Annotated in this window: 18 protein-coding genes; 1 reads left to right on the top strand and 17 read right to left on the bottom strand. The window is 70.2% G+C overall.

The window, feature by feature from the left end:
• Positions 1–37: 37 nt before the first annotated feature.
• From JR065_RS00385 to JR065_RS00405, 5 genes are all read right to left on the bottom strand, one after another.
• Positions 38–1468, bottom strand: coding sequence for an efflux transporter outer membrane subunit (locus tag JR065_RS00385; RefSeq protein ID WP_206231330.1), 1431 nt, complete (start codon positions 1466–1468; stop codon positions 38–40).
• On the bottom strand, positions 1462–2199 hold the full coding sequence (locus JR065_RS00390; protein WP_206231331.1) for an SDR family oxidoreductase: 738 nt from the start codon (positions 2197–2199) through the stop codon (positions 1462–1464). The genes JR065_RS00385 and JR065_RS00390 overlap by 7 nt, the downstream gene beginning before the upstream one ends.
• A gap of 30 nt (positions 2200–2229) precedes the next feature.
• The gene (locus JR065_RS00395) at positions 2230–5400 is read right to left on the bottom strand and encodes an efflux RND transporter permease subunit (RefSeq protein WP_206231332.1); all 3171 of its coding nucleotides are present in this window, start codon (positions 5398–5400) and stop codon (positions 2230–2232) included.
• A 150-nt stretch (positions 5401–5550) separates the two neighbouring features.
• The gene (locus JR065_RS00400) at positions 5551–6765 is read right to left on the bottom strand and encodes an efflux RND transporter periplasmic adaptor subunit (protein ID WP_206231333.1); all 1215 of its coding nucleotides are present in this window, start codon (positions 6763–6765) and stop codon (positions 5551–5553) included.
• Positions 6762–7535 (bottom strand): SDR family NAD(P)-dependent oxidoreductase, encoded by a 774-nt coding sequence (locus JR065_RS00405; RefSeq protein WP_206231334.1) that lies wholly within the window; start codon positions 7533–7535, stop codon positions 6762–6764. The genes JR065_RS00400 and JR065_RS00405 overlap by 4 nt, the downstream gene beginning before the upstream one ends.
• A 350-nt stretch (positions 7536–7885) precedes the next feature.
• Here JR065_RS00405 and JR065_RS00410 point away from each other — a divergent pair, with 350 nt between their 5' ends.
• Entirely contained in the window at positions 7886–8986 is a 1101-nt protein-coding gene (locus tag JR065_RS00410; protein ID WP_206231335.1) for a LysR family transcriptional regulator, read from the top strand.
• Positions 8987–9093: 107 nt separating this feature from the next.
• Here JR065_RS00410 and JR065_RS00415 read toward each other — a convergent pair whose 3' ends face one another.
• The 12 genes from JR065_RS00415 to JR065_RS00470 form a co-directional block, all read right to left on the bottom strand.
• Positions 9094–9789: an OmpA family protein gene (locus tag JR065_RS00415; protein WP_206231336.1), complete on the bottom strand. Its 696-nt coding sequence runs from the start codon at positions 9787–9789 to the stop codon at positions 9094–9096.
• Between the two features lie 103 nt (positions 9790–9892).
• Positions 9893–11347, bottom strand: coding sequence for a WS/DGAT/MGAT family O-acyltransferase (locus JR065_RS00420; RefSeq protein ID WP_206231337.1), 1455 nt, complete (start codon positions 11345–11347; stop codon positions 9893–9895).
• 299 nt (positions 11348–11646) lie between these two features.
• Positions 11647–13065: a cryptochrome/photolyase family protein gene (locus tag JR065_RS00425; protein ID WP_206231338.1), complete on the bottom strand. Its 1419-nt coding sequence runs from the start codon at positions 13063–13065 to the stop codon at positions 11647–11649.
• Positions 13066–13192: 127 nt separating this feature from the next.
• Positions 13193–14362, bottom strand: a complete 1170-nt coding sequence (locus JR065_RS00430; RefSeq protein ID WP_206231339.1) for an HD domain-containing phosphohydrolase — start codon at positions 14360–14362, stop codon at positions 13193–13195.
• The gene (locus tag JR065_RS00435; RefSeq protein ID WP_206231340.1) at positions 14359–15465 is read right to left on the bottom strand and encodes an HDOD domain-containing protein; all 1107 of its coding nucleotides are present in this window, start codon (positions 15463–15465) and stop codon (positions 14359–14361) included. The genes JR065_RS00430 and JR065_RS00435 overlap by 4 nt, the downstream gene beginning before the upstream one ends.
• Before the next feature lie 3 nt (positions 15466–15468).
• Positions 15469–16605, bottom strand: coding sequence for a sensor histidine kinase (locus JR065_RS00440; RefSeq protein ID WP_206231341.1), 1137 nt, complete (start codon positions 16603–16605; stop codon positions 15469–15471).
• Between the two features lie 2 nt (positions 16606–16607).
• Entirely contained in the window at positions 16608–17717 is a 1110-nt protein-coding gene (locus JR065_RS00445; RefSeq protein ID WP_206231342.1) for an FIST N-terminal domain-containing protein, read from the bottom strand.
• Positions 17718–17929: 212 nt separating this feature from the next.
• Positions 17930–19348 (bottom strand): replicative DNA helicase, encoded by a 1419-nt coding sequence (locus tag JR065_RS00450; RefSeq protein ID WP_206231343.1) that lies wholly within the window; start codon positions 19346–19348, stop codon positions 17930–17932.
• 209 nt (positions 19349–19557) lie between these two features.
• Positions 19558–20112 carry an NADPH-dependent FMN reductase gene (locus JR065_RS00455; protein WP_206231344.1) on the bottom strand — a complete coding sequence of 185 codons (555 nt, stop codon included), beginning with the start codon at positions 20110–20112 and terminating at the stop codon, positions 19558–19560.
• Between the two features lie 71 nt (positions 20113–20183).
• Positions 20184–20846: a glutathione S-transferase family protein gene (locus JR065_RS00460; protein ID WP_206231345.1), complete on the bottom strand. Its 663-nt coding sequence runs from the start codon at positions 20844–20846 to the stop codon at positions 20184–20186.
• 55 nt (positions 20847–20901) lie between these two features.
• Positions 20902–21453, bottom strand: a complete 552-nt coding sequence (locus JR065_RS00465) for a GNAT family N-acetyltransferase (RefSeq protein WP_206231346.1) — start codon at positions 21451–21453, stop codon at positions 20902–20904.
• Positions 21454–21487: 34 nt separating this feature from the next.
• Positions 21488–22651 carry an acyl-CoA dehydrogenase family protein gene (locus tag JR065_RS00470; RefSeq protein WP_206231347.1) on the bottom strand — a complete coding sequence of 388 codons (1164 nt, stop codon included), beginning with the start codon at positions 22649–22651 and terminating at the stop codon, positions 21488–21490.
• Positions 22652–22693: the final 42 nt, after the last annotated feature.

Consider the following 22693-nt stretch of genomic DNA (forward strand, 5'->3'; position numbering starts at 1 on the left):
GCTGGCGCCGCCGGCTCACGGCGGCGCCAGCGCAACGTCAGCGTTGCGACGCCACCGCCACGTCTTCCTGCACGGTCGCGTCCTGCCCCCAGCCGCCGAGCGCCTTGTACACCCGGACCACGCCGATGTTCACCGCCGCCTGCGCGTCGGCGAGCGCGTCGTCGGCGGCCAGCTGGGTGCGCTGCGTGTCGAGCAGGGTCAGGAAGTCCTCCGAGCCCTCGCGGTAGCGGATCTGCGCCAGCGTCTCGGCGCGCCGCGCGGCCTCGGCCTGCTCGACCACGATCTGCAGCCGCGCCTGCTGCTTGGCGTAGGCGGTCAGCGCGTTCTCGGTGTCTTCCAACGCGCCGAGCACGGCCTTCTCGTACTCGGCGGCGACGCCGTCGGCCTGCGCCTCGCTCGCGCGCAGCCGCGCCCGCACGGTGCCGTAGTCGAACGCGGCCCAGCTGATCGACGGGGTCAGCGACCAGGCCTTGCTGCTGCCCTGCAGCAGCGAGCCGGCATCGCCGGACAGGAACCCGACGAAGCCGCTGAGGCTGATCCGCGGGAACAGGTCGGCGGTGGCCACGCCCACCCGCGCGGTGGCCGCGGCCAGGCGGCGCTCGGCGATGCGCACGTCCGGACGCCGCCGCAGCAGCTGGGTGGTATCGCCCAGCGGCAGGGCGCGCGCGTAGGCCGGCGTCTCGCGCGGCGCCAGCAATGCATCCAGCATGCCCGGCTGCTGGCCCAGCAGCACCGCCAGGCGGTGCCGGGCCTGGGTCTCGCTGACTTCGAGTAGCGGGATATCGGCCTCGATCGCCTTCAATCGCGCGCGGCTGATCTGCACGTCCAGCTCGCTGCCGGCGCCCAGCTGCCAGCGCGTCTCGGTCAGGCGCTGGGTGTCGCGCAGGTTGTCCAGCGTGCTGCGCGCCACCGCGATGCGCTTCTGCGCGCCGCGCAGCTCGAAGTAGTTGCGCGCCACTTCCGCCGCCACGGTGACCTGGGCGTCGGCCATGCCGGCCTGTTCGGCTTCCAGGTCGGCACGCGCCGCCTCGCTGGCGCGGCGCTGGCGCCCGAACAGGTCCAGCTCCCAGCCGGCATCGAAGCCGAGGCTGTAGCTTTCGCTGAGCACGCGCTCGCCGCCGGCATCCGGGTCCGGCGCCTTGCTGCGGGTGTAGTCGCCGCCGGCGGTGACGTGCGGCGCCTGGTCCAGGCGCCGCTCGGCGAAGGCCGCGCGCGCCTGGTGCACGCGCGACAACGCGATGCGCAGGTCGGGATTGGCGCGCAGGCTCTGGTGCACCAGTTGCTCGAGCACCGGGTCGTCGAACTGCGCCCACCACGAGGCCACCGGCGACTCGCTCGCGAACACCGGCGCCGCGGCGCCCTGCAGCGTCACCGGTGCCTGCGCCGGCGCCTGGTAGTCCGGGCCGACGCTGGCGCAGGCGGTCAGCAGCGCCAGCGCCAGGGTTCCGATCAGCGGTCGCATCACCATGGCAGCACCTGCCCCAGGTGGGTGTAGCTGCCGGTGGGGCCGTCCGCGTCCAGCAGCGCCATCTGCACGCTGCTGCGCGCGCCGTCGGCCACTTCCAGCTCGCCTTCGCCGGCGTTCATGTCGGTCTTCACGTAGCCGGGGTGGATGGTGTTGACCTTGATCGGGGTGTCGCGCAGTTCGTAGGCCAGCTGCACTGTCCACGCATTCACCGCGCTCTTGGACACGTTGTAGGCCGGCACCTTGAAGTCGTAGATCGGCGAACCGGGCTGGCTGTGCAGGGTCAGCGATCCGAGCAGGCTGGACACGTTGACGATGCGCGCGGCCGGGGCGTTGCGCAGCAGCGGCAGGAACGCCTGGGTCACCGCGATCAGGCCGAACAGGTTGGTGTCGAAGGTCGTGCGCCAGGTCTCCAGGCTCTGCTGCGAGACCGCCAGCTTGAAGTCGTCGACGATGATGCCGGCGTTGTTGACCAGGATGTCGAGCTTGCCGTGGCGCTCGGTCACCGCCGCGGCCGCGGCGGCGATGCTCGCCGCGTCGGTGACGTCGAGCGTGAGCGCCTCAACCGGCAGGCCCTCGCCCTGCAGCTCCAGCACCGCGGCGGCGGTGCGCGTGGAATCGCGCCCGGCCAGCAGGGTGTGCACCCCGGCCTCGGCCAGCTGGCGCACGGTGTGCAGGCCGATGCCACGGGTGGCGCCGGTGACCAGGGCGATCTTGCGGGTGTTGTCGTTCATGGGAATTCCAGGAATGGGGGACGTGGTAGATCAGATGTGCGCCTGCGCATCGGCGTGCGCCGGTGCATGCGACACCAGCGGACGTCCGGCCAGCTTGCGCAGGGCGACGTAGAACACCGGGGTCAGGAACAGGCCGAACAGGGTGACGCCGAGCATGCCGGCGAACACCGTCATGCCGGTGACCGAGCGCACCTCGGCGCCGGCGCCGTGCGAGAACACCAACGGCACGGTGCCGGCGATGAAGGCGATCGAGGTCATCACGATCGGGCGCAGACGCAGGCGGCAGGCTTCCAGCGCCGATTCGACGATGCCCTTGCCCTGCAGCTCCAGTTCGCGGGCGAACTCGACGATCAGGATCGCGTTCTTGCACGCCAGGCCCATCAGCACGACCAGGCCGACCTGCACGAACACGTTGTTGTCGCCGCCGGTGAGCCACACGCCGAGCAGCGCCGACAGCAGCGTCATCGGCACGATCAGGATCACCGCCAGCGGCAGCGTCCAGCTTTCGTACAGCGCCGCGAGCACCAGGAAGGCGAGCAGCACCGCCAGCGGGAACACCACCAGCGCGGCATTGCCCTGGGTCGACTGCTGGTAGCTCAGGTCGGTCCACTCGATCTCCATGCCGGTGGGCAGCACCTGCTTGGCCAGCTCGGTCAGCTTTTCCATCGCCTCGGCCGAGGACAGCATGCGCGCATCCGCTTCGCCGGCCAGGTCGGCCGCCGGATAGCCGTTGTAGCGCAGCACCGGGTCCGGACCGAAGGTCTGCTTGATCGTCACCATCGAGCCGATCGGCACCATTTCGCCGGCGGCATTGCGGGTACGCAGACGCGCGATGTCCTCGACGCTGTCGCGGAACGGCGCGTCGGCCTGGGCGATCACCTGCCAGGTGCGGCCGAACTGGTTGAAGTCGTTGACGTAGGCCGAACCCAGGTAGGTCTGCAGGGTGTCGAACAGATCGGTCAATGCCACGCCCTGGGCCTTGGCCTTGACCCGGTCGACCTCGGCGTCCAGCTGCGGCACGTTGGCCTGGTAGGTGCCGATCGGGTAGCTCATGCCCGGGGTCTGCACCACCGCGCCCTGCAACGCGTTGACCGCGCTCTGCAACGCACCGTAGCCCAGGTTGGCGCGGTCCTCGATGAACAGCTGGTAGCCGTTGCCGTTGCCCAGGCCGAGGATCGGCGGCGGCATGAACGCGAACGCCTGGCCCTCGGGAAGCTCGGAGATCCTGCGGTTGATTTCGGCGTTGATCTCCAGCGCGCTGCGGTGGCGGTCGGCGAACGGCTTGAGCGTCAGGAACACCACGCCGGTGTTGGGCGTGTTGGTGAACTGCAGCGCGTTCAGGCCGGGGAACGAGATCGCGTGCTCAACGCCCTCGGTCTGCATGGCGATGTTGGTGACCTTGCGCAGCATCGCGTCGGTGCGTTCCAGCGAGGAACCCTCGGGCAGCTTCACGCCGGCGATCAGGTACATCTTGTCCTGGGTCGGGATGAAGCCGGCCGGCACCGCCTTGAACATCACGCCGGTGACCACCAGCAGGCCGATGTAGACCACGAACACCGCACCGCGCTTGCCGAGGATGCGCGACACGCTGCCCTGGTAACGCTCGGAGCTGCGGTTGAAGAAGCGGTTGAACGGACGGAACAGCCAGCCGCCGAACAGGCGGTCCATCAGCCGCGACGGAGCGTCCTTGGGCGCGTCGTGCGCCTTCAGCAACCGCGCGGCCAGCGCCGGCGACAGGGTCAGCGAATTGATCGCCGAGATCACCGTGGAAATGGCGATGGTCACCGCGAACTGCTTGTAGAACTGGCCGGTCACGCCCGACAGGAACGCCATCGGCACGAACACCGCGCACAGCACCAGCGCGATCGCGATGATCGGGCCGGACACTTCCTTCATCGCCTGGTGCGCCGCGGCCAGCGGGGTCAGGCCTTCCTCGATGTTGCGCTCGACGTTCTCCACCACCACGATCGCGTCGTCGACCACGATGCCGATCGCCAGCACCAGCCCGAACAGGGTCAGCGTGTTGATCGAGAAGCCCAACACGTACAGCGCGGCGAAGGTACCCACGATCGACACCGGCACCGCGATCAACGGAATGATCGAGGCGCGCCAGGTCTGCAGGAACAGGATCACCACCAGCACCACCAGCAGCACCGCTTCCAGCAGCGTGTGCACCACGGCGCTGATCGAGTCGCGCACGAAGATCGTGGTGTCGTACACCGCCTCGTACTTCACGTCCTCCGGGAACTGCTTGGTGAGCTCGTCCATCGTGGCGATCACCTGATCGCGGATCTCCAGCGCATTGGCGCCCGGCGCCTGGAAGATGCCGATGCCCACCGCGTTCTTGCCGTCCAGCTGCGAGCGCAGCGTGTAGTCGCCGGCGCCCAGCTCCAGGCGCGCGACGTCGGCCAGGCGCACGGTCTCGCCGTCCACGCCGGTCTTGAGCACGATGTCGCCGAATTCCTGCTCGCTGCGCAGGCGGCCCTGCGCGTTGATCAGGGTCAGGAACTTGCTTTCGGGCATCGGCTCGGCGCCGAGCTGGCCGGCCGAGACCTGCACGTTCTGCTCGCGCATCGCGGTGACCACGTCGCTGGCGGTCAGGCCGCGCGCGGCGATGCGCTCCGGATCGAGCCAGGCGCGCATCGCGTAGTCGCCGCCGCCGAACACCTGCGCATCGCCCACGCCCTGGATGCGCGCCAGCGGATCCTTGACGTGCAGGCGCGCGTAGTTGCGCAGGTACAGGGTGTCGTACTTGCCCTTCGGCGAGGTCAGGTGCACGACCATCAGGAAGGTCGGCGACTGCTTCTGCGTGGTCACGCCCTGCCGACGCACGTCCTCGGGCAGGCGCGCCTGCGCCTGGGCGACGCGGTTCTGCACCTTGACCGCGGCGTCATCCGGGTCGGTGCCCGGGCGGAAGGTGATGGTCATCTGCAGCACGCCGTCCGAGCCGGCCACCGACTTGAGGTACATCATGCCCTCGACGCCGTTGATCGCCTCTTCCAGCGGCGTGGCCACCGTCTCGGCGATGACCTTGGGGTTGGCGCCCGGATACACCGTGCGCACCACCACCGAAGGCGGCACCACTTCGGGGTATTCGCCGATGGGCAGCAGCGGGATCGAAATCAGTCCCGCGGCGAAGATGATGATCGACAGCACCGCGGCGAAGATCGGCCGGTCGATGAAGAATCTGGAAAAGTCCATGGGTGGTAGTCCTGGAAAACGATGAAGAGGTTGCCGGGCGCGCGGCTACGCGCACGCCTCGACGCCGGGCCTGGCGTCGGGCGGTGGTGAGCGTCCGCCGGGACCGCTAGGTCCCGACGGTGTGCCGCCTGCGGTTCGCGTAAAAGCGGGTCAGTCCTGCGCAACGGCCTTGCTGCCCGGCGCCGGCGCGGCCGGCCCCAGGGCGACGGTCTTGGCCTGCACCGGCATGCCCGGCATGAACACCTTCTGCACGCCGTCGATGATGACCTTGTCGCCGGCCTTGAGCCCCTGCTGCACGATGCGCAGGCCGTCGGCGGTGACGCGCCCCAGCTGCACGTCGCGGCGCTGCGCCTTGCCCTGCGCGTCGACCACGTAGACGTACTTGCGGTCCTGGTCGGTGAGCACCGACTTGTCGTCGATCAGCACGGCGTTGAAGCGTCCGCTGCCGAGCAGGCGCACGCGGGCGAACAGGCCCGGGGTGAAGTTGCGCTCGGCGTTGTCCAGCAGCGCGCGCACGCGGATCGTGCCGGTGCTGCGGGTGACCTGGTTGTCGAGGAAGTCGACCTTGCCCGCATGCGGGAAGCCGTTCTCGCCGACCAGGCCCACCTGCACCGGCAGCTGCCCGTCGCGCTCGCTCGGACGCTCGCCGCTGCGCGCCATCTGCGCATAACGCAGGAAGGTGCTTTCGTCGGCATCGAAGTACACGTGCACCCTGTCCAGCGACACCAGCGTGGTCAGCACGCTGGCGCTGTCGCCGGCGGTGACCAGGTTGCCCGCGGTGACCATCGCGCGGCCGGCACGACCGTCGATCGGCGCGCGCACCTGGGTCCATTCCAGGTTCAGGCGTGCGGTATCGACCGCGGCCTGAGCGGCCAGCACGTTGGCCTGGGCCTGGTCGTCGGCGGCGCGGCGCTGTTCCCAGCTCTCGGTCGAGATCACCTGCTGCTCGGCCAGCTTCTTGGCGCGGGCGCCTTCGCTGGCGCTGAGCGCGGCCTGGCTGCGGGCGCGCGCCAGGTCGGCGTTGGCCCGCGCCAGTTCGGCGCGGTAGCTGCGCGCGTCGATGGTGAACAGCACGTCGCCCTTCTTCACTTCCTGGCCTTCGACGTAGTTGACCTTCTCGATGTAGCCGGACACGCGCGGGCGCAGGTCGACGTTCTCGACCGCTTCGACGCGGCCGCTGAACTCGTCCCACTGGCTGATTTCCTTCTGCAGCGCGGGGGCCACGCTGACCGCCGGCGGCGGCGGCGCGCCGCCCTGCTCGCCGGCCTTGTTGCCGCAGGCGGCCAGGGCCACGGCCAGCAGCGCGAACGCCAGCGGGCGCAAGGCGCGCGTTGGGGAGTGGAAAAGCGTCGGTACAGCGTTCATGGGGATACCTCGGGAGTGGAGGGAGAGAAACGGAATTCGGTCATCAACGAGGTACGCGGCGATGCGCCGTAGTGCTTGTCGACCTCGACCACGGCACGGTCGGGCACGCCGCGGCCGGCGAGCAGCGACACCGCGGCGCGGCCCACGCTCAACGCGCTGAACCACTCCGGGCAGGCATCGAGGCCGGCCTCGGTGCTGCATACCGGTTGCGTCAGCGACAGCAGCTGCACGCGCACGCCGAGCGGCTTGGCCTCTTCGTGCAGCACCTGCGCCAGCATCCGGATCGCCGCGGCGGCGACCGAGCTGTCGCCATGGCCGGCCCAGGCGCGCAGCGCGCACGGGCTGCCGAGCAGCACGTAGCGTCCGCCGCGCTCGGCCTGCGCCAGCAGCGGCAACAGGTGCCGCGCCGCGGCCAGGTGCGGCAGCAGATCGTGGTCCAGGCGCCGGCGCAGCGCGGCCAGCGGACGGTCCAGCAGGCGCCCGGGCTGCAGCGGCGTGCCCAGGCTGGCCACCACCGCCGCCAGCGGCCGCGGCCGTTGCGCGACCACGGCGGCCAGCGCCGCCGCCGAGGCGTCGTCGGCCACCGAGCCCTGCACGGTGGCGAACGCCGGCTCGTCGACGAAGCGCTGGCGCAGTTCGCTCAGCCGCGCCGGGTCGCGCCCGGAGACCAGCACCGGGCTGCCCGCCTCCAGCAGCGCGGCGACCACGCCCTGGCCGACGTTGCCGGCGCCGCCCAGCACCAGGACCTCGGGGTCCAACGTCCCGCTCACGGGACTTTTACTCCCGCTGACGGGACAATCGAAATGCGGCCCAACCGGCCCAGCGAACGCTGTCCCAGTTGCACCACGCTGCCCGCCTGGGCGCGGGGCGGTGGGGTAAACTCACGGAAGGCTTGCGGGTAGGCGCTTTTCCCGGACAGGGCGGGTCCAGGCGCAGCCGAGGCACGGCTGCGAACCCGTGCGATGAAGCGAAGAACAGTGCGCAGCAACATGGCGAAAACCCTGCCTGACGACGAATGCGTACAAGGTAGGCGTCAAAGCCGCACTTGATTAGTCCGGATTTAGGGGAATAATCATCCCGCCAACGGTCCAATTCCTTTCCGCCACCCCGGGAACCCGTCATGACCCACGATCTCAACGACACCCTGATCTTCGTCAAGGTGGTCGAACAGGGCAGTTTCATCGCCGCGGCCAATGCGCTCGGCCTGCCCAAGACCACCGTCAGCCGCAAGGTCCAGGACCTGGAGGCGCGCCTGGGCGCGCGCCTGCTGCACCGGACCACCCGCCGCCTCGGACTGACCGAGGCCGGCGCGGTCTACCACGAGCACTGCCAGCGCATCGCGCGCGAACTGGAAGAGGCCGAAAGCGCGGTCGGCCAGCTGCAGGCCGGGCCGCGCGGCTGGCTGCGCTTCAGCGTGCCCTACTCGGCCGGCATCTCCTGGGTCGCGCCGATCCTCGGCGAGTTCCACAAGCTGCACCCGGAGGTGCGGCTGGAGATGATCATGACCAGCGACAAGGTCGATCCGATCGCCGAGGGCGTGGACGTGGCGCTGCACATGGGCGCCTTGCTCGACTCGACGATGGTCGCGCGCAAGCTGGCCACGTTCCGCACCCAGGTCTTCGCCAGCCCGTACTACATCGAGCGCCACGGCGAGCCGCTGCACCCGGACGACCTGCAGCACCACCGCACGCTGGCGCTGAGCAACGGCCGCACCGGTGGCGGCCGGCTCAGTTGGGGCCTGCGCAACGGCAAGCAGAGCGGCGACTTCCCGATCCAGCCGATCCTGCTGGCCAACGATTCGGCCGCGCTGATCGGCGGGCTGGTCTGCGGCGAAGGCCTGGTGCTGGCCAGCGACGCGACGATCAAGCCGCTGATCGAGGCCGGCAAGGCGCGGCGCGTGCTCGGTGGCTGGGTCGGCCCGGACCTGGACTTCAACGCGGTGTTCCCCGGCGGGCGCATGCTCTCGCCGAAGGTGCGCGCCTTCGTCGACTTCCTGGTCGACAAGCTCAACTTCGACGTCAGCTACATGATGGCGCAGTGCCCGGCCAAGCTGGCCACGCAGCAGGCCGAGCAGGACCGGGAATTCACCCTGTGCAGTGGCGTGGCGATGAACACCCAGTCGCAGCCGGCGTTCGAGGCGCTGGAGGCGCTGGAGCCGGCCGACGCGATCGGCAGCGACGAAGCGGCGCCGCGCGAGCAGGAAGAGGAAGCGCTGGTCTAGCGCGTACTGGCGCGCCGCGCCGGGTGCGGCGCACTTCCGCGTCGTTCGACGGGCAAAAAAAACGGGCCGCTGCATGCGGCCCGTTCTTCTTCATGTCGCCTGCGCACTCACGAACGCAGCGGGATCACCCGGATCTCGACGCGGCGGTTCTGCGCGCGCCCGGCCTCGGTACCGTTGTCGGCGATCGGGAACTTCTTGCCCGCGCCCAGCGTCTCGATGCGCTCGCGCTGCACGCCCTGCGCGCTCAGGTACGCCGCCACCGAGGCGGCGCGCTGCTCGGACAGGCGCTGGTTGACCGCGTCGCTGCCGATGCTGTCGGTATGACCGACCACCTCGATCATGGTCTGGTTGTATTCGCCCAGCGTGCTGGCCACGCCGTTGAGCGCCGAGTAGAACTGCGGCTTCAGCGTGGACTGGTTGAAGTCGAAGGTGATGCCGTCAGGCAGGTTCAAGGTGATGTTGTCGCCGTCGCGGCGCACGTCGATGCCGGTGTTGGCGGTGCGCTCGCGCAGCGCGCGCTCCTGGCGGTCCTGGTAGTTGCCGATGGCCGCGCCGCTGAGCGCGCCGATGCCGGCGCCGATCATCGCGTGCTGGCGGCGCTCGGTGGCGCTGTTGCCGCTGAGCAGGCCGGCGGCGACGCCGACCGCGGTACCGATCAGCGCGCCGCGGCCGGTGCGGTTCTGCTGTTCGGTGGGATTGCCGTACGGGTCGCTCTGCACGTATGAGCCGCCGGTGGCGCAGGCGGACAACACCAGGGCGCTGGCCAGCGCCACGGAAATTCCTTTGACAATGCTGCGGTTCATCGCGCGCTCTCCCAACCTGGATTGAAGTGCCGCAAGCATAAACAGCGCGCCGCGACGCGAGGATGAATACGCACTGGCGCGACGCATGGCGCAGGGACGCCGTTCAGGAAGCGGGCAACAGCGCGTCGGCGTCCTCGGCGCGCAAGGCGTGTTCCCAGTCGCCCATCAGCGCCAGGTACAGCAGCTTGTCGAACTCGCGGCCGATGCGGCGCATCACCGCGTCCGGATCCGGGATCAGCCGCGCGTCGCCGACCAGGCCGAAGTGCACGCGGTGGTTGTAGCTGAGGATCGACACGCCGACGCCGATCGAGCCGGTTTGCGGCACCCAGAACATCATCTCGCGCACCGGACTGCCGGCCAGGTACAAGGGCTGCTGCGGCCCGGGCACGTTGGTCGCCACCGCGCTCGCCTTGCGGCTGAACAGGTCCAGCGCGAGCGACTGCAGTCCCGCCGGCGCCATGCCTACCGCCGCCAGCAGCCCGAACACGACCATCGCCTGGCGCGACCGCTTCAACTGGTCCATGCACTCGGCCACCCGTTGCACGCGCCGCACCGGATTGGCCTCGCCCACCGGCAGGTCCAGGAACACCAGCCCGAAATGGTTGCCGAGCTTGCGCGCGTGTTCGAGCGGGCGCAGGTTGACCGGCACGGTCGCGCGCAGCGTCACCCCGTCGAGCGCTTCGCCGCGTTCGAGCATGTAGTCGCGCAGCGCGCCGGCCACCGTCGCCATCAGCACGTCGTTGACCGTGCAGTCGCAGGCGCGGCCCACCGCCTTGACCTCGTCCAGATTCAGCGGCTCGGCCCAGGCCACGCGCTTGCTCACGCCCAGGCGCCCGCGCAACAGCGTCGGCGGATCGTCGGACAGCACCAGCGCGTTGAGCAGCTCGCGGCCGATCTCCCCGCCCTCCTTCGCCAGCATCGCCGGCAGCTGGTGGTCGCGGTACATCGCGCGGCCCTTGTCGAGCATGCGCCCGCCCAGCTTCAGGTAGCGATCGATCGCGCCGACCCGGCGCACCACCTCGACCCCGTCGTCCTTGAGCCAGGCCCGCCCCAGCTGCTCGGACGGGCTGGGGTCGCGGCTCACGTCGGTCAGCGACAACAGCACCTGCACCAGCGCGATGCCGTCGGCGTAGCTGTGGTGGATGCGCGCCACCAGCGCCGAGCCGCCCTCGTAGCGCTCGATCAGGTGGAACTGCCAAAGCGGCTTAGACTTGTCCAGCGGCGTGGACGCCATCTGCCCGGCGAAGCGTTCCAGCGCCTGCTTGCCGCCGCGGCCGGGCAACGCCGACAGGCGCACGTGCCAGTCCAGGTCGAAGTCGTCGTCGTGCTGCCAATATGCGCCGGTGGCCGTCTGCAGCGGCCGTTGCTGGAAGCGCGGGAACGCCAGGAACCGCTTGCGCACCAGTTGCTTGAGCCGCTGCAGCGGCATCGGCTCGGCCAGCATCAGCACGCCGGTGATCATCATCGGGTTGGTCGGCCGCTCCATCCGCAACCAGGCCGTATCCACGCGCGACATCGGTTCGCGCCGCGGCTTGCCACGAGCTTTGCTGGTCGCCATGCCCCCTCCTATCGTGGCCCGAGTGAATCACGCCGCGGCGAAGGGCGTCAATCGCAGCGGCCGTGGCGGACGGCGTGCATGCCGGGCGTCGTGCAACCACTGTCGGGGCCGTGTGCGTCGGGCAATGCGACCGGTTCACGCGACGCATCGCTTGGCGCGATCAACGAGTCGCCTCGCCGGTCGGTGGCGCGCCATGCGCCGAAGCTGCCGCTGGCGACGGCAACCGGCGCAGCGCAGGGGCGCGCGCGCGGCAGTCGGCACGCGCATCCGGCGCAGCGGCGCGAACGCCTCCGGCCGGCTCAGCCGTTCCTGGCGCGATAGGCCGCCAGCGCCGCATCGCGGCCCACCGTCAGGTCCACGATCGGCTGGCGCGGATAGCCCGGCGCGCACGCGGCCAGCTGCAGCGGCCACTGCCACGGCGCATGGCGCTGCTTGGCCGGCAGCGGCGCCAGCTCCGGGACCCACCGCGCGATGTAGCGCCCGTCCGGATCGAAGCGCTGCGCCTGCGTCACCGGATTGAAGATGCGGAAGTACGGCGCGGCATCGGCGCCGGTGCCGGCGACCCATTGCCAGCCCAGCGTGTTGTTGGCCAGGTCGGCATCGACCAGCGTGTCCCAGAACCAGCGCGCGCCTTCGCGCCAGTGCACGCGCAGATGCTTGCACAGGTAGCTGGCCACGATCATCCGCACCCGGTTGTGCATCCACCCGGTGTGCCACAGCTCGCGCAATCCGGCGTCGACGATCGGCACGCCGGTGCGCCCGTGCCGCCACGCCTGCAGCAACGCCGGGTCCGGCGCGGCCCAGGCGAAGCGGTCGAAGCGCGGATCGAGGTTGCGCTCGGGCGTATGCGGAAAGTGATGCAGCAGGTGGTGGGCGAAATCGCGCCAGCCGAGCTGGCGGATGTAGCCGTCGATGTCGGCGCCGGTGGCTGCGCTGCGCTGCCGCTCCAGTTCGGCGACGACGCGCCACGGCGCGATCTCGCCGAAATGCAGATGCGGCGACAGCCGCGAGGTGCCGACGCGGTCAGGCCGGTCGCGGTCGTGCAGGTAGCCGCGCATCGCGCCGTCGACGAACACCTCCAGCGCCTCGTGCGCGCCGTCCGCGCCCGGCTGCCAGACCTCCCAGAAGCCGCGATCCCAGTCGCGTCCTGGCTGCAGGCCCAACTGTTCCAGCGCGACGCTGTGCCAGGCCGCCGGCAGCGCCGGCAGGTACTGCGGCGCGGGGTCGGGCGGCGGCATGCGCCACTGGCTCAACGCGCTGCGCCAGAACGGCGTGAACACCTTGTACGGCCCGCCCTGCTTGGTCGCCAGCGTCCACGGCTCGAACAGCAGCGAAGCGTTGCTGCTGCGCACCTCCAGGCCCTGCTCGCGCAGCGAACGCTTGATCCGCGCATCGCGCGACTGCATCGCCGGCTCGTAGCGCCGGTTCCAGTACACCGCCACCGCGCCGGTCTCGTCGATCAGCCGGCGCAGCGCCGGTTCCGCCGCGCCGGTGCGCAGGAGCAGGCGCGAGCCGCGCTCGGCCAGTTGCCGCTGCAACGCCTGCAGCGAGCGGTGCAGCCATGCGCGCGACGCGGCGCCCGGCGCCCATGCGCCGTCGTCCTCGGGACTGTGCAGGTACAGCGGCACCGGCGTGTGGCCGGCGTCCAGCGCGGCGCGCAAGGCGGGTTGATCGTCCAGGCGCAGGTCGCGCCGGAACCAGACGATGGCATAGCTCATGCGGACGAAGGCGGCGAAGGACGCGACAGGATACGGCGCGCATGCCATGCCGGCGTGAGCGCCTGCGCGCCGTGTTCCTGCCCCGTGCCGGGAATGCAACGATCACGCCCGTGGCGGGCGTCCGCGCCTAGGCCATCGCGGCCGCGGATGCGACGGCGGCGGCGCTTTCGTCGCCGCCGAAGCTGACCAGCAGCGGCTCGACGATGGCGCCGGCCGCCTGCAGGTTGCGCAAGGCCAGGATCGAGGTCAGGCTCAGTTCGCTGCCGTGCGCCAGCAGCATCATGCCGCGCTTGGACACCACGTCCTGCTCCAGCCGCCAGCCCGGCACCAGGTCGCAGACCTTGGCCTTGCGGATGCCGCTGCGGGTATTGAGCTGCAGGTCGGCGAGCGCATCGATCAGGCCGCGAGGCAACGGCGGCTCGACCGTGCGCAGTTCCTGCACCGCGCGCGCCAGCGGCAGCTTGCGCGCCAATCCGCGCACCAGCAGCAGCGACGCGCGCAGCAGGTGCGCGCCGCGGACCACGTCCGGCGACGCGTCGGCCGGCGGCGGCAGCGCCTGGTAGCGCACGATCTCGGCCACGGCCTGCATGCGCGGGATCGCGGTCAGCAGGCGGTGCGCGACCAGCGGATGGCCGTCGATCAGCTTCTGTTCTTCCTCGGTCAGCTCGTCGCCGGCGATCTCGCGCTGCACGATGTCGCCAGGCACGCTGACGCAGCCGATATGGCTCAGCGCCGCGGCCACTTCCACCACCCAGCGGTTGGGCCACGGCAGCTTGTCGGTGACATGGCGCACGCAGGCCTGCAGCTGCGCCGAGCGCTGGAACGCCCACGGCGCGACCATCGACAGTACCTCGGTGAGCATGCGTGTGGTGCCGGCCAGGGTGGTTTCCAGCAGCTCGCGCTCCAGCAGCGTGGAGCGATGCAGCGCCACCGCCTGCTCCAGCGTGGCCACCAGCTCGTCGGTCGGGCACGGCTTGCACAGGAAGCGGAAGATCGCGCCGTGGTTGATCGCGGCGATCGCGGAGGTCGCATCGGCCTGGCCGGTCAGCAGCAGGCGCACGCTGTCCGGCGCGCGTTCGCGCGCCAGCGCCAGGAACGCGGCGCCGTCCATGCCCGGCATGCGCATGTCCGAGACGATCACCGCGAACGGCGGGCCGGCGGCGATCGCGGCCAGGCCGGCCTCGCCGCCGTCGGCGGTGACCACGTCGAACTGGCCGAACAGGTTCCGTTCCAGCGCCGCCAGCAGGTTGGGTTCGTCGTCCACGCACAGCACGCGCGGCAGTTCGGGTTCGCTCATGGGATCTGCTCCGCTTCGCGGATCCGGGCGCAGGCGGCCTGCCATTGCGGCAGCTCCGCGGCCACGCCCATCGCCTGCAGGTAGTCGGCATCCGGCGCCTCGCCCCTGGCCAGGGCCACCGCCACGTGGACCACGCCCACCGCGTCGAACTGGCGGTGCTCCACGCGGCCCGGGCAATGGTGGTGCGCGACCGCCTCGACGATCGCGCCCGGCAGGCCCCACACGCCGAGCAGGTAGGCGCCGATCTCGGCATGCGAGGGAAATCCGCTGCTGTCCGGGTCGGCGTCGCGGCACAGCCGGTCGATGTCCGGCAGCAGGCGGCCGATGTTGGCGAGCAGCGCCGCGGTCACCACGATGTCCTCCGACGCATAGCCCTTGGCGATCGCCGCCGCCAGCCGCGAGGCGCGCACCGCGTTGGTGCGGATCGCGTCGGCCGAGTCGCCGCCGTCGCTGTGGAACACTTCGCTGGCCAGCACCAGCGTGCGCAGCAGGCTGATGCCGATGCGCCCGACCGCGTCCTTGATGTCGTTGACGCGGTGGCCGTTGCCGAAGAAGGCGCAGTTGGCCAGCTGCAGCACCTTCGCCGCCAGCGCCGGATCGCCCTCCACCACCTCGGCGATCTGCGCGACGCCGCAGTTGCAGTCGCCGAGCAGGCGGTTGAGCCGCTCGAACATGCGCGGCGCCGACGGCAGCCCGCCGATGCGCCCGGCCACCGCCTGCACCGCCGGGTCGGCGAGCAGCACCTGCAGGGCCACGGCGCGGTCGATCGCCTCGATCAGCGCATCGCCGTCGCACGGCTTGGCCAGGAACTGGTGGGCCACGTCGAGCGACCGCAGCGCCGCTTCCTGCTCGGTATGCCCGGACAGGATGATGCGGATGGTCCGCGGCCAGCGCTCGCGCACCCGGCGCAACAGCTCGGCTCCGTCCATCAGCGGCATGCGCATGTCCGACACCACCACGTCGGCCGGCGCGCCGGCCAGCGTGGTCAGCGCTTCGGCGCCGCTGCCGGCGAACGCCACGTCCCAGTCCCGGTCGGCCATGAACAGGGTCCGTTCGATGCCGGCCAGCACCTGTTTTTCGTCATCGACGAACAATACGCGCATGATTCACTCCGCCGCGGACGCGGCGACGACGAGCGGCAGGCGCACCACGAACGTGGTGCCGCCGCCCGGCGTGGGTTCGAAGAAGATCCGGCCCTGGTGCTTCTCCACCACGGTCGAGTAGACGATCGCCAGCCCCTGGCCGGTGCCCTTGCCTACCGCCTTGGTGGTGAAGAACGGATCGAACACCTTGGTCTGGATCGCTTCGGGAATGCCGGGACCGTCGTCGCTGACGCGGATGTCCACGTGGGTGTCGCCGGCGCGGCGCAGGCTCACGCGGATGTGCCCCTGCTCGCGCACGCCGGGCACCAGGGTATCGCCGATGGCGTGCGCGGCGTTGACCACCAGGTTCAGCACCACCTGGCCGATCTCGTCGCGCAGGCACGGCACCTGCGGCACGTCGTCGGCGAAATCGGTGTCCAGCGCCGCCACGTATTTCCATTCGTTGCGCGCCACGGTGGCGGTGGTGGTGACCAGCTCGCGCAGGTCCACCGGCTCCTTCTCGCCGCCGGACGGATGCGAGAACGCCTTCATCGCGCCGACGATCTTGGCGATCCGGTCCAGCCCCTCCAGCGACTGCTGCAGGGCTTCGGGCGTCTGCTGGCGCAGGTACTGGAACTTGGACGACTTGACCTGCGCGTCGAGCGCGGCGATCAGCTCCGGCGCCACGCCCTGCGCGCGCGCCGCCTCCACCACCTCGAACGCCTTGTCGATCACCTGGTCGACCATGGCCTTGGCCTTGCTGACGAAGGCCACGTTGTCGCGCACGTACTGCGCAGGGGTGTTGATCTCGTGGGCGATGCCGGCGGCCAGCTGGCCGATCGACTCCATCTTCTGCGCCTGCAGCAGCGCCGCCTGCGCCTTGCCCAGGTCGGCCAGCGCATGTTCCAGCTCCTGCCGCTCCTGGTTCAGCTCGCGCGTCTTCATCGCCACGATCTTGCCCAGCGAGATGTTCTGCTGCAGCGTGGCCAGTGGCGAGGTGGCCGCGTCGTCGCGCGCGGTCACCCGCTTCTTCAGCACGGCGATGACCTTGTCGCGCGCGGCCAGCTGGCGGCGCAGCTCCACGATCAGCGCGGCGCTGGACTCGGCGTCGGCGTCGGCGATGTGCGAGGCGACGTGGGAAACGGAAGGGTCGGTGGACATGCTCATCTCCCGATCGCCACGCCGGTGAAGGTCTGGTTGACGTGCAGGCCGTTGAACTGCTCGCCGTAGGTGGAGAAGCCGAACACGCGCTGGGCGGCCATGAAATCGCCGACCGGCCCTTGCATCTGCGTCTGCCCGAACTCGATGCGGCGCAGGATGCAGTCGGAGCCGATCACCAGCGCCGGGTCCGGCACCTGCTCGCGCATTTCGGCAAAGCCCTCCTGCAGCGTGGCGATCACGTCCACCGCCTTGCCGACCGACACCACCATCGCTTCCTCTATCGCGCAGTAACAGGTCAGAGACAGGTCCTCGTTGACCCGCATGATCGAACGCACGTAGGGCTCGCCGGCGATGGTCAGCAGCAACGGGTAGGTCGAGAACACTTGCGGATTCAGCGCCTCCACGCTCATGCCGATGGCCTCGGCGTAGGCGATGGCGGCCGGCTGCCCGTCGATCTCGCGGATCAGCCGCGCCTGCGGGTCGGCCTCGGTGATCACCAGTTCGATCTCGCTGGCGACGAAGTGCTGCAGCTTGAACACCACGAACGGATTGCGCGATTCGAACAGGGTCAGCACCGCCGCGTCGATCATGAAGCGGCCGTCGTAATAGACCTGGGTGCGTTCGAAGCGCAGGTTGTCGCCGGCCGATCCGCCGAGCAGCGGCACGTTGCCGATCATCCGGTACAGCGCCGCGGCCAGGTATTCCTCACAGCTGGACAAGCCGTCGACCAGCAGCAGCGCGAAGAACTGCCCGGCCTTGCCGGCCGTGGCGCTTTGCACCGCCTCGGCGGCGACCGCGGCCTGCGCCTGCAGGTCCGCCAACGGGGCGATCAGCAGCGGCTGCGCGCGCAGCACGCCGCCGCGCAGGCCGGCGACCAGAATCCCGCTGCTCTGGAAGCCGCGCTCGCCGATTTGTCCGGCCGCGGTGCAGCCGACCACCGGGCAGTCGAAACCGGCCTTGATCGCCGGCCCCAGCGCTTCCAGGTCGTACTCGGCATCGCAGAACAGCAGCACCGCGTCCAGCGGGGCCTCGCCGAGCTGGGCGCGCAGCGACGCGACCGCGGCGACGGCGTCGCGATCGGCGGTTTCGGCTTGGGTGACGGTGAGTGGCATGGCGATGTCCGGAAAGCAGGTCTCCTGGATATCGACAACCCGGCGCCGGTGTTGAGCACGGCGACGGCGCCCTGTGACAGAGATATCTTTAACGTTCAGATGAATACGCGATCCGGCCGATCCGGCCGCGTCTGGCCCGGCCCGAGCGCGACGCGTGGTTCCTGCGGGAACGGCCGCCCTCGCCCGCTTCGACCCCCTCGCCCGCGACGCTGCTACTCGAACGCGCCGATCGAGTCGTGGGCTAGGTTGTCGAAGCGGGTGTATTCGCCGAAGAACTTGAGCTTGCACGACCCGGTGGGGCCGCCGCGGTGCTTGCCGATGATGATCTCGGCCAGGCCCTTGTCCGGCGAATTTTCCTTGTTGTAGTAGTCGTCGCGGTAGATGAACACGATCATGTCCGCGTCCTGCTCGATGGCGCCGGACTCGCGCAGGTCGGCCATCACCGGGCGCTTGTCGGTGCGCGTTTCCAGCGAGCGGTTGAGCTGCGACAGCGCGATCACCGGCACCCCCAGCTCCTTGGCCAGGCCCTTGAGCGAGCGCGAGATCTCGGAGATCTCGGTGGCGCGGTTCTCGCTGTTGCCGGGCACCGACATCAGCTGCAGGTAGTCGATCACGATCAGCCCCAGGTCGTGCTCGCGCTTGAGCCGGCGCGCCTTGGAGCGCAGGATCTCCGGCGACACGCCCGGGGTGTCGTCGATGAAGATCTTGGTTTCCTTGAGCATCTTGATCGCGCCGGTGACCCGCGCCCAGTCCTCGTCCTCGAGCTGGCCGGTGCGCAGCCGCTGCGCGTTGATGCGCCCGTTGGACGAGATCAGGCGCATCGCCAGCTGCGAGGCGGACATTTCCATCGAGAACACCGCCACCGCCTTCTTCGACTTGATCGCCGCATACTCGGCGATGTTCAGCGCGAAGGTGGTCTTGCCCATCGCCGGGCGCGCGGCGAGGATGATCAGGTCGGTCGGCTGCAGGCCGGCGGTCATCGCGTCGAAATCGTTGTAGCCGGTGGCCAGGCCGGTGATGTTGCCGCCGTTCTCGAAGCGGCTGCGCAGCTCCTCGAACGCATCCTTCAGCGCGCCGGGCATCGCCACGAAGTCGCTGCGCCCGCGCGCGCCGGCCTCGGCGATCTTGAACACCGCCTTCTCGGCGGTGGCCAGCAGCTCCGAACTCTCGCGGCCTTCCGGCTGGAAGCCGTCGTTGACGATGTTGGTGCCGACCTCGATCAGCTGCCGCAGCACCGCCTTGTCGCGCACGATCTCGGCGTAGGCGCCGATATTGGCGGCCGACGGCGTGGTGCTGGCCAGTTCGATCAGGTAGGCGCCGTCGCCGACCATCTCCAGCTTGCCCTGCGACTCGAACCACTCGCCCAGCGTCACCGCGTCGAACGGGCGCCCCTTCTCGGCCAGCTCGCGGATCGCGCGATAGATCAGCTGGTGGTCGCGGCGGTAGAAGTCGTTGTCGGTGAGCTGGTCGTTGACCCGGTCGTAGGCGTCGGGCGCCAGCATCAGGCCGCCGAGCACGGCCTGTTCGGCCTCGATCGAATGCGGCGGCACGCGCAACTGGTCGATGCGCGGCTCGCTGCGCTCACCGCGCTCGCTCTTGCGGTCGCCGCGGTAACCGGGACGGGCGGACATGGGGGCGGAGTTTCCTGTAGTGACGAAATACGCGGCGGGCGCCAAGGACGCCCGCCCGTCGGGCATCTTAGTCAGTGGCGGGCGGCGCGGCCAGGGACAAGTCTGTGGACAACCCGTTGAGAACCCGGGATAAGCCCGGCAGTTATCGCGCCGCCGCGTCTCACCGAATGCGACCTGGGCCCCGCCCTCGCCCCGCGACCGGGCCGCGCTCAGGCCTGCAGTTCGTCGATCCAGGCGATGAACTTGTCGACGAAGCCCTGCAGGAACTTGCGCGTGTCGTCGCTGGCGATCGTGCCGTCGGCGTCGATCATCCCTTGCTTGAACTGCAGGAACACCTCCGGCTGGCCGAGCACCGGCATGTCCAGGTAGGCCAGGATGTTGCGCAGGTGCTGCTGCGCCAGCGCGGTGCCGATCGTGCCGATCGAGGCGCCGCACACCGCCGCCGGCTTGCCGGCGAAGGCGCTGTCGCCATACGGGCGCGAGCCCAGGTCGATCGCGTTCTTGAGCACCCCGGGGACCGAGCGGTTGTACTCGGGCGTGACGAACAGCACCGCGTCGGCGCCGCTGACCTGGGTCTTCAGGCGCCGGCCCTGCTCGGGGTAGTCCTGGTCCTGGTCCTGGTTGTACAGCGGCAGGTCGCCGATCTCGACGTAGTCGAAACGCGCGCGATCGCCCACCAGCTTCTCCAGCGCATGCGCCAGGCGCTTGTTGAACGATTCCTGACGCAGGCTGCCGACGAACACGGCGATGCGGTACTGGCTCATGGCGTACTCCTTGCGAAATAGTGGCCGCCAGCCTAGCCGCAGGCGGCGCTGGGCCAGGTGAACGCGCCGCGTCAGCCCTCGCCCAGCGCCAGCCGTGCGGCGACCGCGCCGGGAAGCGGCGGCAGCGCGACGAACCCCGGCGTATCGGCCACCCGCCGCAGCCAGTCGCACAGCTGCGGGTAGCCATCGAGCGCGATGCCGGCGTCCCCGGCGCAATGGGTGTAGGCGAACAGGGCGATGTCGGCCACCCCATAGTCGGGCCCGGTGAACCAGGCCTGCGCCTGCAGGTGCCGTTCCATCACCGCCAGCGGCTGCGCCGCTCCTGCGCGCAGCCGCGGCAGCTCGGCGCGGCGCGGCGAGTCCGCCTCGGTCCAGCCGCGGATGAAGCGCGCCACCGCGACGTAGGGCTCATGGCTGTACTGCTCGAAGAACAGCCAGCTCAACGCCTGCGCGCGCTGCCACGCGTCGGCCGGCAGGTAGCCGCTGCCCTCGGCGAGCCAGCACAGGATGGCATTGGACTCGGTCAGCACGCGGCCGTCGTCGCGCTCGAGCATCGGCACCTTGCCGTTCGGGTTCTTGGCCAGGTACTCGGGCGTGCGGGTCTGCCCGCCGGCGCTGTCGATCTCCACCCAGCGGTAGCCACAGCCCAGTTGCTGCAGCAGCAAGCGCACCTTGTAGCAGTTGCCCGACCAGGACATGCCGTAGACGGTCAGCGGGAAACGTTCGAAGGCCATGCGCCGCCCCCCTGCAGGTGGGGAACGGCGCGCGATGCGGCGATGCCGGCCCGGTTCACGGCCGAGCCGCGTGCCGCGCGCGCCAGTCCTCGCGCGACTGGCCCCAGATCTCCACCTCGTGCTGATCGTGCGGCTCGGGCAGCCGCCCCTGGCGCAGATAGCGCGAGCCCAGCTTGGCGGCCACGGCCTTGGAGTTGGCGTTGTCCGCGGCGATGGTGTGGATCACCTCGGTCCAGCCCAACTGCTCGAAGGCCCAGTCGATCGCCGCGCGCGCCGCTTCCGGCGCATAGCCCTTGCCCCAGTGCTCGCGGCCGATCGACCAGCCGACCTCGGTGCCGGGCCAGGCGTACGGCTGCCACGGTCCGATCCTGCCGATCCACTGCCCGCTGGCCTTCTCGATCACCGAGAACATCGAAAAGCCCTGCAGCTGCCAGCTGCCGACCAGCGCCGCCAGGCTGCGCCAGGCGACCGGCGGCGACTGCGCGCCGCCGATATGGCGCGTGGCCTCGGCATCGCCGGCAAAGCGCGCGAAGGCCTCGAAGTCCTCCGCGCACGGCGGGCGCAGCAGCAGGCGCTCGGTCTCCAGGCGCAGGTCGAAGATGCTCATCGTTTTCCTCCAGGTCGTGAATGCGGCGGTACGCTCAGAACGCGTTGATGCCGGTCAGCTCGCGTCCGACCACCAGCTGGTGCACGGTCTCGGTGCCTTCGTAGGTGATCACCGATTCCAGATTCAGCGCATGCCGGATCGCGCCGTACTCGGTGGTGATGCCGGCCCCGCCGAGCAGGTCGCGGCATTCGCGGGCGATGTCCAGCGCCATGCGCACGTTGTTCCACTTGGCCAGCGACACCTGCGCCGGCTGCAGCGTGCCGGCGTCCTTCAGCCGCCCCAGCTGCAGCGCCAGCAGCTGCGCGGCGGCGATGCGCCGGGCCATGTCGGCCAGCTTGATCTGCGCGCTCTGCGTGGCCGCCAGCGGCCGCCCGAACAGGATCCGTTCGCCGGCATAGGCCAGCGCCTCGCGCAGGCAGGCGATCGCCGCGCCGATCGCGCCCCAGCTGATGCCGTAGCGGGCCTGGGTCAGGCAGCCCAGCGGCCCCTTCAGCCCGCGCACGCCGGGCAGGCGCTGCGCATCGGCCACGCGCACCTCGTCCAGGAACAGCGCCGAGGTCACCGAGGCGCGCAGGCTCATCTTGTGGGTGATCTCCTGCGCGCCGAAGCCGGGCGTACCGGCCTCGATCAGGAAGCCCTGCACGCCGTCCTCGGTCTGCGCCCAGATGATCGCCAGGTCGGCCAGGTTGCCGTTGGTGATCCACATCTTGCCGCCGTTGAGACGCCAGCCGTCGCCGTCGCGCACTGCGCGGGTCTGCATGCTGGCCGGATCCGAGCCGCCCTGCGCCTCGGTCAGGCCGAAGCAGCCGATCACCTGGCCGGCGGCCATCGCCGGCAGCCAGCGCTGGCGTTGCGCCTCGCTGCCATAGGCGTGGATCGGATACATGCACAACGACGACTGCACGCTGACGAAGCTGCGCAGGCCGCTGTCGCCGCGCTCCAGTTCCTGGCAGATCAGCCCGTAGCAGACCGCGTTGAGCCCGGCGCCGCCGTATTGCTCCGGCAGCGATGCGCCGAGCAGGCCGAGCTGCGCCAATTCCGGCACCAGTTCGGCGGGAAAGCGCGCCTGATCGAACGCATCGCCGATGATCGGCAGCACCTTGGCATCGACGAAACGCGCCACCGCCTGCTGGATCGCGCGCTCCTCCTCGCTCAGCAGCGAGCGCACGTCGAACAGGTCGTCGGGAGGCAGCGGCATGGCGATACTCGGCGGGCGGAAGCCGCATTGTATCGGCGTCGC

It is taken from the genome of Xanthomonas sp., from assembly GCF_017163755.1.
Taxonomy (GTDB): domain Bacteria; phylum Pseudomonadota; class Gammaproteobacteria; order Xanthomonadales; family Xanthomonadaceae; genus Xanthomonas_A.